Genomic DNA, 11,427 nt, shown 5'->3' on the forward strand with positions numbered 1-11,427 from the left:
CAATCAACACTAGGTACTATGGCTGTAATAGTTAATTAACATTTTTATGAGAGGTTATATGCATAATATAAATAAAGCTGATTTAATTCAGTTGTTTAATTTTCCTCGGCAACGAATTTTACAATCAATGGAAGTTACCCATTGTCCCCATGCAGTGTTTTTTAATCAAAGTGATGAGCAATGCATAACCTGTCATCAGGGGGAGGAGTGTTTGTGGATTAATCATAACGATGAAATGGTTGCGCTTGAGATGAAGTCGGTTGACCAATTAAAGCAACAATTATTAATCGCGGTCGATTACATCGACTCAAATTTAAGCCCGCATCATATGTCGCGTAGAAAGTGCCAATGTGAAAACTGTCGTTGGTTAAGGCAAGTACAAATAACTCTAGACGGTAAAGCCTAGTAAGTTGAATGCCAAATTATCAAGGGAGGTTGCATCCATTTTTTTTAGTCTTTAAAGTAGCCTGCATCTCATTAGCAACTTGACTGAAGAATAGCATCATGGAACCCAGCTTTTGGCATGAAAAATGGCAGTTACAACAAATTGGTTTTCACCAAAACCAAGTGAACCCTTTTTTAGTAAAATATTGGTCGCATATTGGTTTGAATGAAAACACTGAGGTATTCGTTCCTCTATGTGGTAAATCGTTGGATATGTTTTATTTGGCCGAGCAGCGTCATACTGTGCTGGGATGTGAACTCAATACCCTCGCGGTTGAACAATTTTTTAAGGACAATGATCTTACTTATCAAGTCACTCATACCGACGAACATGTGGTATTTTCTGCCGATCAAGTGACCTTATATCAAGGTGATATTTTTACTCTCCCCAAAAGTGCAACCGCGTCGATTAGTGGTTTTTACGATCGTGCTGCCCTCATTGCGTGGCCAGAAGAAATGCGCCAACTGTATGTAAAAGCTCTCGCTGCACTTATACCGGCCAATGTAAGTGGTTTATTAATCACTCTTGATTACCTACAAGAAACGCTAAAAGGGCCGCCATTTGCAGTTAGCCCAGATTGGGTTAAAAGCTATTTAACACCGTATTTTAACGTCGAATTATTAGAGTGTGTTGATGTGCTGGCAGACAATCCGAGATTTATGAATAAACATGTGCCTTGGCTTAATGAAGCTGTTTATAAGTTGACTCGAAAACCATAAAGCGACGCTAAAACCTACCGATAACATCTGTAGGTTTTTTTTATAACGCGTAACCGCTTTTCAAGGGCTTTAGTGAGATTCTCTGAGGGTTATTAAAGGTCTTAAATCGACTTCACCGTCGGCGTAAATCGCTGCAATATCATCTTGTTGACTTATGACTGCCACTGGCCCTTTAAGCATATGACGAACAAACAATAATCGATAACCATAACGATGTAAGTCATAAAGTGCGAGTTTTTGGTCTGCTGTGGTTAAATTCCAATGCTCATCGTGATGAATTACATCTTTGTCACGTCGATCGTTTATTTGGTACGCAACTTGAGTCATAACCTTTTTACCTAAGTCTGTTGAATTGTTTGTTTATTTTTTACAACATTACTATAACAACAATACTTTTGGATGATAGTGTTTTGAACAACTTTTGTATGAAAAAGATCCAAAGTTTTGTTAGCTAACTCACATTTTGATCAATTAGGACACTCGGATGCTTAATTACATTGAACCCGTATTTCGTCCTCCTTCAGAGGGGAAGTCGTTAATTTTGCAGGTTTCCAATGGTTGTAGCTGGAATCAGTGCAGTTTTTCACATGTATACTCAGCCACAAAAACAGTTTAGAGCACAAAAACTCGATAAAATTGAAGATGACATAATGACTGCCGCCGCATCTGGTTATCCATTTAGTCGTGTGTTTTTAGCCGATGGTGATGCAATGACATTACCGTTTAATCGTTTAAAAGCTATTTGCGAATTAATTAATACTCATTTGCCACATGTCACTCGGATCAGCAGTTATTGTTTACCACGTAACCTTATCAATAAAACGGTCGAGCAACTGACACAATTACGTGAAATGAGTTTGTCCATTTTATATATTGGCTGTGAAAGCGGTGATGATGAAGTGCTTGGACGCATTAAAAAAGGTGAATCGTTTGCCTCATCTTTAGCTGCGCTACAGAAGATTAGCCAAGCAGGCATAAAATCATCAGTGATGATTTTAATGGGATTAGGTGGTGTACAGCTCTCTCGTCAACATGCGATAGCCTCAGCTCAATTAATGAATGCGGCTCAGCCCGATTATTTATCAACACTAGTGGTGACATTACCGCTGGGAACTGAGCGCATGGACAGTGTTTTTGACGGTCAGTTTACGTTACCCGATCAAAGCGGTTTATTGACAGAAATGCACACCTTATTGAGTCATCTTGAGTTGGATAAAACCATTTTTCGCTCAGATCATGCTTCGAACTACCTAGTGCTAAAAGGTATTTTAGGCAAAGATAAGTCAGTATTAGTTGGCCAAGTTGAGCAAGCATTACACGGAATGATCCCATTGCGACAAGAATGGCAACGGGGCTTGTAACGACGTTTACAATTAATATTAGCCAGTTTAATTACATCGATGAATTAACTTGTCAGTGTTTTTCTGCTTAGTGACAGCCTTGGCTTTATTGCTCGTCTTCAAAGATACTTTCAATAGGTAGCTTGAATAAACGAGCGGCTTTGAAGGCTAATGGCAAACTAGGATCAAACTTACCGGTTTCGATCGCGTTAACGGTTTGCCGAGATACATCAAGTAAATCTGCTAATTGTGCTTGGGTCAGGCCTTGCTCTGCCCTGAGTACTTTTAGGCGATTTTTCATTGGTACTTCCTATGACCTAAAATAATACCGATTAAATAGGTTAGTCCCATAATGATCACCAAATGAGAAATTTCAGCGTGACCTGCTATTAAGTTTGTTGTGTCCAAATTTGAGTAGCTCAAGCCAACAATTAACCCCACTCCCAGACTGAGTCCCATCGCATTTAATTGAATTTTTTGCTGCAATTCATCTAAGCCAAGCAATTGGCGTTTATTGGCTAAAATCATCCCGATACCCATCATAAAATTAATGCTAATGGCCATTATAGTGATTAAATCTTGCTGCCAAATAAATTGTGGACCAAAGTTAGCGACGGCCATACTTATCACCCACGCCAAGGTCCATTTTGCTAAACGAGCGGTATTGTGTTTGTTGGTATTTTTCCAGTCTTGATTGTGTGTTATTGGAGACATAATCAATATTCCCTTGGTCATGTTTAGTTGTCATTATGTCAACTAGGCTTTACTTTAAGTTACAGTAACAGAGGAATGTTTGTCAAGTGAGCTTTACTTTTTGATGTTAAATAAATAGCAGGTTTAACAATAGTAAGATAAATGGCTTAGTAGATGGCCTTGCCCCATCACTTGAGAAATTCAAGATCAGAGCAAGGTGAAGTTGATGAAGGGTCTAAACGGGATTTTAACGTTAGCACTGTAAATACTAGCGTTGTAAGTGAATTTCTTTTACTGGGCAAGGGATGACAATGTTTGCTGCCGAAAGTGACTTAATGATGTTTAAATTGGTTTGGTATTTTTCTTCATAGTAACGTTGTGTTGGTACCCAGTAACGCACGCCAACTTCTATACCTACAGTATTAAATCCATTGATGCCGACTAATGGTTTTTTGTCTTGATAAATTGCCGGTGAAGCGGCGAGTACGCCATTAATTAACTGGATAACCTGATCGGCATCAGCTTGGTAATCAATGTTAATTTTGTTTTCAACCAGTTTATAAGCAAATGAATTATGCAATATTTCGCCGACAATATGCTTATTGGGGATACTGATTTGTTCGCCTTCTTCATTGGTTAACATGGTTTGGCCCAGTTTAATGGTTTCAACCACACCGCTAACACCTTTAATTTCAATGGTATTTCCGACCACAAAAGGGCGGGTGACAATAATGGTAATACCGGCAGCGTAATTAGATAACATTCCTTGTAATGCCAAGCCAGCTCCGAGTGAAGCCGCGCCAATAGCGGCCACCATTGGCGTTACACTAATCCCCAATTTGCCTAAACAGATAACTGCAACCATCACAATAATGATGATTTTAACCAAGTTGGAGGCAAAGTTACTGAGGGTAATATCGATGTTATGTTTTTTCAGTTGAGCCGCGACAACATTGGCCGCTTTGCTTGCTACCCAAAGTCCCAATAAGAAAATAATAATCGCACCAGCAATTTGAAAGCTGTACTCAACAACAAACTCAGTGATGACACTATAGACATTTTGCAGTTGTTGAAGCTCTTGATCTAAACTGGGTTCGTTCATTTTATGTTCCTTATTGAAGCACATTAAGTGGTTATCAAATTGGATGATAACAACTTTTTACTATAAGGTGTAAATCTGAGGTGGCTGTTAATTACCATCAATGTGAAAATATTTTTAACGGCGTTATGGGCATTTTTGTTGTAAATGTCTATACTTTCTAGTTGCTGAAACCAATCAATAACGCAGTGAATTAAGCTGGTAATACGTTGGGTGTTATTGATATTTCTCGAAGAATAAAAAAGTATACTTTTTGCATAAAAATTCGTTGCGTATTGATTAAAAATATCGTTTACTGCGCATGTTTTTACAGATCCGTAATGACACTTTTATCGCCCTACTTACAGGAGGCACTGGCCTAATGAGCCAATTTCAATCGATTGATGTTGCAGATTATTATGACAAGGACACGTTTGACCGCATCGAGGCATTTGCTAAAGATAAGCCAACGCCATTTGTAGTTATTGACACCCAAATCGTTGCGAAACAATACGATGATATGGTTAACAATTTTCCTTTCGCAAATATCTATTATGCAGTTAAGGCAAATCCGGCCAAAGAAATTTTAACCTTGTTACGAGACAAAGGTTCGAACTTTGATATTGCATCTATTTACGAACTTGAAATGGTCACGTCGATAGGTGTTTCTGCTGACCGTATTAGCTACGGTAACACCATTAAAAAACGTGTCGATGTACGATCATTCTTTGAACAAGGCGTACGTATGTTTGCTTCAGATTCTGAAGCCGATTTACGAATGATTGCTGAAGAAGCACCTGGTTCAAAAGTGTACTTGCGTATTTTAACTGAAGGCACACACACGGCCGACTGGCCTTTGTCACGTAAGTTTGGTTGCCAAAATGAAATGGCGTACGACTTATTAGTATTGGCAAAAGAGTTAGGCTTACAACCGCATGGCATTTCTTTCCATGTAGGTTCGCAACAACGTGATATCGGTGCGTGGGATTCTGCCATCGGTAAAGTGAAAAGCATTTACGACCGTTTAAAAGAAGAACACGGCATTGTGCTGAAGATGATCAATTTAGGGGGTGGTTTTCCTGCCAACTATATGGATAAAACGAATGAGCTAGGTGTTTATGCTCAGCAGATTAAGCATTTCCTAGAAGAAGATTTCGGTGACGAATTACCAGAGATTATTCTAGAGCCTGGTCGTTCATTGCTTTCAAATGCCGGGGTGTTGGTTTCTGAAGTAGTATTGATTTCGCGTAAATCACACACTGCATTAGAGCGCTGGGTATTTACTGATGTGGGTAAGTTCTCTGGTTTAATTGAAACCATGGACGAAGCAATTAAATTCCCAATCTATACTGAGCGTAAAGGTGAGTTAGATAAGTGTGTTATTGCTGGCCCAACCTGTGACAGTGCCGATATTATGTATGAGCACTATAGCTATGGTTTACCGGTTGATTTAGCCATTGGTGACCGTCTGTACTGGTTAACCGCTGGTGCTTACACTACGACTTATTCAGCAGTTAGTTTTAACGGCTTCCCACCACTTAAAGATTATTACCTTTAATTGATTGTGTAGCTTGACGACATCATAAAGGACGCACTAGCGTCCTTTATTTTTATGTGTCGCTAAGCGTCCGCTTGATGGCTTTTTAAAATTTCCAATATTTGTTCTTTAAGATGTAATCTCGTGCTTTTCATTAGTTTTAATTCGCTAGTTACATCACTGCTACTGCGCTTTTCTAGTGCGGTTATTTGCTCATCGAGTTCATTGTGTTCATTAAATTTTTTGATAAAGTGCTTATCAGTGGCTTTAAGTTTAGTTATCAAATCTCGGTACTCTGGAAACATAAGTTACTCCTTGTAAGTTGTGTCAGTAGATTTAGGGCTCATTTCACTTTGCATTAACAAGATGTTATTCCAATAACAATGATGCTTACTTCAGCACCAAATACAGTTTGAAAAATGAGATGTGTTGAATCTAATACTGATTAACTTTATGCTCATTGGTTACGCTTACCTTCAGCCTAAAACCATTTTTGCGAGGTTAACTTGATGTAAATCACGTTAATGATTGTTAGGCGAGATAAGATATTTGTTGTTTTATCGACCTTTAACTATGCTGAAATCAGTGTATTTGGTGGGTTTTGGACATATGTTAGTAATAATTTAACGAAAGAATATTAACTATTATGAATTTATATGTGATCAAGTTAACCTTATCCGCCTAAAGACTAGGTTAAAGTCTGGGTTATAAGAATTTAATATTCAAAACTGAAAGGGGTTTTCACAATGTCCGATGTATTTCACTTAGGATTAACTAAAAAAATGTTAGATGGCGCTACCTTAGCAATCGTTCCTGGTGATCCAGAGCGTGTTAAGCGTATTGCTGAGCTAATGGACAACGCAACGTTCTTAGCGAGCCATCGTGAATACACAAGCTACTTAGCTTATGTCGATGGCAAAGCCGTGGTTGTTTGTTCAACCGGTATCGGTGGACCATCAACTTCTATTGCGGTTGAAGAATTAGCACAATTAGGTGTGAGAACTTTCTTACGCGTAGGTACAACTGGCGCAATCCAACCGCACGTAAACGTGGGTGATGTGATTGTGACTCAAGCTTCTGTGCGTTTAGATGGCGCAAGCTTACACTTTGCACCGCTTGAGTTCCCAGCAGCAGCAGACTTTGAATGTACCACTGCTATGGTTGCAGCTTGTCGTGACGCTGGTTTAGAGCCGCACATTGGTATTACTGCTTCTTCTGACACTTTCTATCCAGGTCAAGAGCGTTACGATACTGTTTCTGGTCGCATTACTCAGCGTTATGTTGGCTCTATGAAAGAGTGGCAGTCAATGGGTGTGCTGAACTATGAAATGGAATCAGCTACGCTATTTACAATGTGTGCAACTCAAGGTTGGCGTGCAGCATGTGTTGCCGGTGTTATTGTAAACCGCACACAGCAAGAGATCCCTGATGAAGCGACAATGAAGAAGACTGAAGTAAGTGCAGTGTCTATTGTTGTAGCAGCAGCGAAAAAATTGTTAGATTAAGCTAACGTTTTAACCATCACGTCAAAACAAGATATTGTGTAAAAACAGATTGTGTTAAGGCTGATGGTGTTAAAACTGATTGCGCAAAACAAATTGTCTCAAAACAATTAGTGTTGAAATGTAATCATTAAAAAAGGTGCCTAGGCACCTTTTTTGTTATCTAATTTATATCAATAGCGGTATAAATTAGAAATGGTACTGCGCAATAATTGAATAGGTATTTTGGTCGATACCCGCAACACCGTATTTACTTTGCCAGTAATCATATTCAAAACCCACTAACAGTTTGTTTTGTTTGTGATCACCAAACAATGTTTTACCTAAGTCATACTTTATTTGTGGATTGATGTGCAGGTTTTCGTCGTAGCCGTTGTTGTCGGCAGAGAATACCCAATCAATAAAACCATCAAAAATAATATTGGCATTGCCCACTGGCATGTCGATTCTAAATACTGGCGTAAATTGCCAACCATCACTGATATTACCACTGCTTATTGCATCACGACGGTAAGTGTTCAGTTGTAAGTAGCTAAAAAATGGCACGTCAAGGTCCACACCAATACCATAAAGCATGCTGTTAACTGGGCCTTCGCCTTCTTCGTAAGTTAACGCTAAAGAGACATCTTTTATCGCACCAAAGCTCACTGGTTGGCCCAATATTTTGCTAGCACTAAAGCGGGGAGATATTTCGCCATAAGTCGTGCTATCAACACCGTTATTATTACCATTGAAATTAATAAAGTCCTGGAATGCAAACCAATCACCATACTTCCAACCACCGGCTGTTTCTAAGGTGATGGTAGTTTGTCTTTCTGATGGTGCTAAGTCATAGTTTTCGCCATGCAAGACAGTTGCGCTAACATCCCACCATTGGACTATATCGTCAGCAAAAACATTTTGTGAGAGTACAAGTGTGGCTAAAAGGCAGATTTTTTTCATTTTTCTTCCGGTTAGTAAAATGATCAGATACGTCAATTTTGACAGTTTAAAGGTAAGTTTATAGCGATCGAGGCTAAATCTGTGACCTATTATTCCCAATCGTGCACAATGGGGCGCAATATATTCAATATTTTGAAAGAGCACAATTAAAACCGACTAGAATGTACAGATTTCATTGTTTTCATCATCAATATAATCTTATGGCAGGTATTAACACTGCTAGTGTGATGCAACACATAAAGTGTTTGATTGGCGCTGTTATCTCATTTTAACGAATATCACTATGGTGATAAATAAGACGTCACTTTGCAGCAATATAGGTTTTGATAGGAATACTCATTATTAGCGATACACATTCTTGCGGTAATGGTAAGTTGATGAATTAGTTTGTCCCGTTTACTGTTCGTAACAACGCTTTGACATAATATGTCGCAATAATAAATAAAGCTGTTATAGTGAATTTACGGACATTCTCATTTATGGGGGAGAATATGGAGCTTTCAAATCCGATTGCAGTCTGGCTAGTGCTTGGGCTGTTATTGATGATCTCGGAGATTATCATTCCGGGTGGTATCGTTATTTTATTAGGTGCGGCTTGCGTTATTGTCGCATCAGCACAAGCTGTTGGCATTATTGATGGCTTGGTACAAAGTCTGACATTATGGTTTATGGCTTCAATGGTGTTATTACTGAGTTTTCGTCATGTGACCCAGCGTTTAGTGGGCGGCGATTCTCATGTCGACAATACTGATGAAGAGGCGGATCTCTATAATCAAGTCGCTATCGTTAAACAAGCCATTGGCCCTGGTCAAAAAACCGGTCGAATTAGCTGTTTGGGTACTGATTGGACTGCTTTAGGTGATGGTACTGTGATAAAAAAAGGCACCAAAGTCAGGATCATTTGTCGGGATAATATAGCTTTTGTTGTTGAACCGATTATTGATTCTGTATAGCGATTTAGTTGATAAGCTTTTGTTGCCGTGAGTTGTTACTGTGAGTTGAGGTTATCGAGTACTTAAGTGTCATAAATTCAGTTTATTAAGATATGAATATTGTGTCGTAATTGTAGTTTCGCAATTATTGTTTTGTAAATATTGTGTCGAAGTCGTCGTGTTGCGATTGTCGTTAAGTGTTATCTAGGAAAGTCAGATTAAAAGGGAGTAGATATGTTTGTGTTAACAATCGTTTTTTTATTTGTAATGTTTATTTTGTTCAAACTCATGTTAATTGTGCCAATGCGTGAAGTGCATGTTATTGAGCGTTTGGGTAAGTTTCGTACCGTGCTCCAGCCAGGGTTTCATTTTCTTGTCCCTTTTGTCGATCGGGTTGCTTATCGCCACGACACTCGTGAAGAAGTATTAGATGTGCCACCGCAAAGCTGTATTTCAAAAGATAACACCCAATTGGAAGTTGACGGTTTAGTTTACCTTAAGGTGATGGACGGCAAGCTTGCCAGCTATGGTATTGAAAATTATCGCCGTGCAGCGGTTAACTTAGCGCAAACAACCATGCGTTCTGAAATTGGTAAGCTAACTTTGTCGCAAACGTTTTCTGAGCGTGACAGTTTGAATGAATCCATTGTGCGTGAAATTGATAAAGCCTCAGATCCTTGGGGGATCAAAGTATTACGTTATGAGATTAAAAATATCTCGCCTTCAATGAAGGTTATTCACACCCTTGAAAAACAAATGGAAGCAGAACGCCGTAAGCGTGCTGAAATCACGTTAGCGAATGCTGAAAAAGCTGCAATGATCAATATGTCGCAAGGTGAACGTCAAGAAGCGATTAATTTATCTGAAGGTCAAAAACAAAAGCGTATTAACGAGGCTTTAGGTACAGGGCAAGAAATTTCCATTATTGCTAACGCGAAAGCTGAAGGCATGGAAATGATCTGCAAAGCATTAACAGTGAATGGCGGCAATGACGCTATGAACATGTTACTTAAAGAACAATTTATTGGCCAAGTGGGCAAAATTTTATCTGAAGCTCAAGTTTCTGTTGTGCCAGCGGAAATGGCCAAGCTAGAAGGCTTTTTTGAAGGTATGGAGCAAGTGACTCATGCCGTATCAAACTCATCAGCAAAAGGAGCACGCTAATGTTGATTAACGGAATTGATACTGATTTGATTGTGATGGCTATCTGGGGCGTTATTTTTGCCATTTTTGTACTGAAATTATTCCAGTCTATTTGTCTTGTACCGACCAAGTCGGCTTACATTGTTGAACGTTTAGGTAAGTATCACAGCACCTTAGATGCAGGCTTCCATGCACTGATCCCCTTCCTTGATAAAGTGGCTTATATCCACGACTTAAAAGAAGAAACTATTGATGTACCGCCACAAGAATGTTTCTCCAGTGATGAAGTTAATGTTGAAGTGGATGGGGTGATTTATATTTCGGTTACCGATCCCGTTAAAGCCAGTTATGGTATTACCGATTACCGTTATGCTGCTATTCAACTCGCTCAAACTACGACACGTTCTGTGATTGGTACCTTAGATTTAGATCGTACTTTTGAAGAGCGTGATGTGATATCAGCCAAAGTGGTTGAAGTTCTCGATGAAGCTGGTTCTATGTGGGGCATTCGAGTGCATCGTTACGAGATTAAAAATATTACCCCACCAGAAACAGTTAAAAACGCCATGGAAATGCAGGTGAATGCCGAGCGTGAACGTCGGGCGTTACTAGCAAAAAGTGAAGGTGACAAGCAGAGCAAAATTAATCGCTCAGAAGGTGTGATGGCAGAAACCATTAACCGCTCTGAAGGTGAAATGCAGCGCCGCATTAATGAGGCCGAAGGTAAAGCTCAAGAAATTCTCACTTTAGCTAAAGCAACTGCTGAGTCGATAGAACGATTAGCGGTAGTTATTTCATCTGAAGGTGGTCAAAGTGCATTGCGTATGCAACTTGGTGAGCAATATATGAAGCAGTTAGATGGTTTGAGTAAACCTGATAGCCGTATTGTGTTACCGGGTAATCTAGTTAATTTTGAATACTGGATGCAAAGTATTGGCTTAAAAGACGATAAAAAATAATCGTTAATACTGCTATGTCACGCCACCATGTGACGAACATTACATAAAAAAGGTTAGCGATTTCGCTAACCTTTTTTAATGTTTTTACCGCTGCTGTCTGTTTTAATTATGCTTTTACCGCTTTTACCGCTTTTGCC

General features: G+C 39.2%; 13 protein-coding genes and 1 pseudogene. 8 read left to right on the forward strand and 6 right to left on the reverse strand.

From position 1 onward, the window contains the following. Positions 1–58: 58 nt before the first annotated feature. On the forward strand, positions 59–406 hold the full coding sequence (locus H5202_RS12715) for a hypothetical protein (RefSeq protein ID WP_182772399.1): 348 nt from the start codon (positions 59–61) through the stop codon (positions 404–406). Positions 407–504: 98 nt separating this feature from the next. Further along, a complete protein-coding gene (locus H5202_RS12720) occupies positions 505–1,164 on the forward strand; it encodes a thiopurine S-methyltransferase (RefSeq protein WP_182772400.1) in 660 nt (219 codons plus the stop codon). Positions 1,165–1,233: 69 nt separating this feature from the next. On the opposite strand, the gene H5202_RS12725 is transcribed toward H5202_RS12720, so the two are convergent. After that, the gene (locus H5202_RS12725) at positions 1,234–1,491 is read right to left on the reverse strand and encodes a hypothetical protein (RefSeq protein ID WP_011638916.1); all 258 of its coding nucleotides are present in this window, start codon (positions 1,489–1,491) and stop codon (positions 1,234–1,236) included. Between the two features lie 157 nt (positions 1,492–1,648). Here H5202_RS12725 and H5202_RS12730 point away from each other — a divergent pair. After that, positions 1,649–2,525: pseudogene (locus tag H5202_RS12730) on the forward strand (radical SAM protein). Positions 2,526–2,610: 85 nt separating this feature from the next. On the opposite strand, the gene H5202_RS12735 reads toward H5202_RS12730, so the two are convergent. The 3 genes from H5202_RS12735 to H5202_RS12745 form a co-directional block, all read right to left on the reverse strand. Continuing rightward, positions 2,611–2,805 (reverse strand): helix-turn-helix transcriptional regulator, encoded by a 195-nt coding sequence (locus H5202_RS12735; RefSeq protein WP_182772401.1) that lies wholly within the window; start codon positions 2,803–2,805, stop codon positions 2,611–2,613. Beyond that, entirely contained in the window at positions 2,802–3,218 is a 417-nt protein-coding gene (locus H5202_RS12740) for a hypothetical protein (RefSeq protein ID WP_182772402.1), read from the reverse strand. The genes H5202_RS12735 and H5202_RS12740 overlap by 4 nt, the downstream gene beginning before the upstream one ends. A gap of 247 nt (positions 3,219–3,465) precedes the next feature. Further along, positions 3,466–4,299 (reverse strand): mechanosensitive ion channel family protein, encoded by an 834-nt coding sequence (locus tag H5202_RS12745; RefSeq protein ID WP_182772403.1) that lies wholly within the window; start codon positions 4,297–4,299, stop codon positions 3,466–3,468. 358 nt (positions 4,300–4,657) lie between these two features. On the opposite strand from H5202_RS12745, the gene H5202_RS12750 reads away from it, so the two are divergent. Beyond that, positions 4,658–5,833 carry a type III PLP-dependent enzyme gene (locus tag H5202_RS12750; protein WP_182772404.1) on the forward strand — a complete coding sequence of 392 codons (1,176 nt, stop codon included), beginning with the start codon at positions 4,658–4,660 and terminating at the stop codon, positions 5,831–5,833. A gap of 62 nt (positions 5,834–5,895) precedes the next feature. On the opposite strand, the gene H5202_RS12755 is transcribed toward H5202_RS12750, so the two are convergent. Continuing rightward, a complete protein-coding gene (locus H5202_RS12755; RefSeq protein WP_182772405.1) occupies positions 5,896–6,117 on the reverse strand; it encodes a YdcH family protein in 222 nt (73 codons plus the stop codon). A 441-nt stretch (positions 6,118–6,558) separates the two neighbouring features. On the opposite strand from H5202_RS12755, the gene udp reads away from it, so the two are divergent. Then, on the forward strand, positions 6,559–7,317 hold the full coding sequence (gene udp, locus H5202_RS12760; protein WP_182772406.1) for a uridine phosphorylase: 759 nt from the start codon (positions 6,559–6,561) through the stop codon (positions 7,315–7,317). A 186-nt stretch (positions 7,318–7,503) separates the two neighbouring features. Here udp and H5202_RS12765 read toward each other — a convergent pair whose 3' ends face one another. Next, positions 7,504–8,256, reverse strand: coding sequence for an outer membrane protein OmpK (locus H5202_RS12765; protein WP_182751604.1), 753 nt, complete (start codon positions 8,254–8,256; stop codon positions 7,504–7,506). 491 nt (positions 8,257–8,747) lie between these two features. Here H5202_RS12765 and H5202_RS12770 point away from each other — a divergent pair, with 491 nt between their 5' ends. From H5202_RS12770 to H5202_RS12780, 3 genes are all read left to right on the forward strand, one after another. Beyond that, positions 8,748–9,209, forward strand: coding sequence for an NfeD family protein (locus H5202_RS12770; protein WP_011638838.1), 462 nt, complete (start codon positions 8,748–8,750; stop codon positions 9,207–9,209). Between the two features lie 213 nt (positions 9,210–9,422). Beyond that, positions 9,423–10,352, forward strand: coding sequence for an SPFH domain-containing protein (locus tag H5202_RS12775; protein WP_102036612.1), 930 nt, complete (start codon positions 9,423–9,425; stop codon positions 10,350–10,352). Then, complete coding sequence (locus H5202_RS12780) at positions 10,352–11,290, forward strand: SPFH domain-containing protein (protein WP_011638836.1); 939 nt, start codon at positions 10,352–10,354, stop codon at positions 11,288–11,290. The genes H5202_RS12775 and H5202_RS12780 overlap by 1 nt, the downstream gene beginning before the upstream one ends. Positions 11,291–11,427: the final 137 nt, after the last annotated feature.

The organism is Shewanella sp. SG41-4, assembly GCF_014164505.1.
Taxonomy (GTDB): Bacteria; Pseudomonadota; Gammaproteobacteria; order Enterobacterales; family Shewanellaceae; genus Shewanella.

Coding starts and splice junctions, on each gene's coding strand:
- H5202_RS12715 (WP_182772399.1), top strand. CDS start 59: ATGCATAATATAAATAAAGCTGATTTAATTCAGTTGTTTAATTTTCCT.
- H5202_RS12720 (WP_182772400.1), top strand. CDS start 505: ATGGAACCCAGCTTTTGGCATGAAAAATGGCAGTTACAACAAATTGGT.
- H5202_RS12725 (WP_011638916.1), bottom strand. CDS start 1,491: ATGACTCAAGTTGCGTACCAAATAAACGATCGACGTGACAAAGATGTA.
- H5202_RS12735 (WP_182772401.1), bottom strand. CDS start 2,805: ATGAAAAATCGCCTAAAAGTACTCAGGGCAGAGCAAGGCCTGACCCAA.
- H5202_RS12740 (WP_182772402.1), bottom strand. CDS start 3,218: ATGTCTCCAATAACACACAATCAAGACTGGAAAAATACCAACAAACAC.
- H5202_RS12745 (WP_182772403.1), bottom strand. CDS start 4,299: ATGAACGAACCCAGTTTAGATCAAGAGCTTCAACAACTGCAAAATGTC.
- H5202_RS12750 (WP_182772404.1), top strand. CDS start 4,658: ATGAGCCAATTTCAATCGATTGATGTTGCAGATTATTATGACAAGGAC.
- H5202_RS12755 (WP_182772405.1), bottom strand. CDS start 6,117: ATGTTTCCAGAGTACCGAGATTTGATAACTAAACTTAAAGCCACTGAT.
- udp (WP_182772406.1), top strand. CDS start 6,559: ATGTCCGATGTATTTCACTTAGGATTAACTAAAAAAATGTTAGATGGC.
- H5202_RS12765 (WP_182751604.1), bottom strand. CDS start 8,256: ATGAAAAAAATCTGCCTTTTAGCCACACTTGTACTCTCACAAAATGTT.
- H5202_RS12770 (WP_011638838.1), top strand. CDS start 8,748: ATGGAGCTTTCAAATCCGATTGCAGTCTGGCTAGTGCTTGGGCTGTTA.
- H5202_RS12775 (WP_102036612.1), top strand. CDS start 9,423: ATGTTTGTGTTAACAATCGTTTTTTTATTTGTAATGTTTATTTTGTTC.
- H5202_RS12780 (WP_011638836.1), top strand. CDS start 10,352: ATGTTGATTAACGGAATTGATACTGATTTGATTGTGATGGCTATCTGG.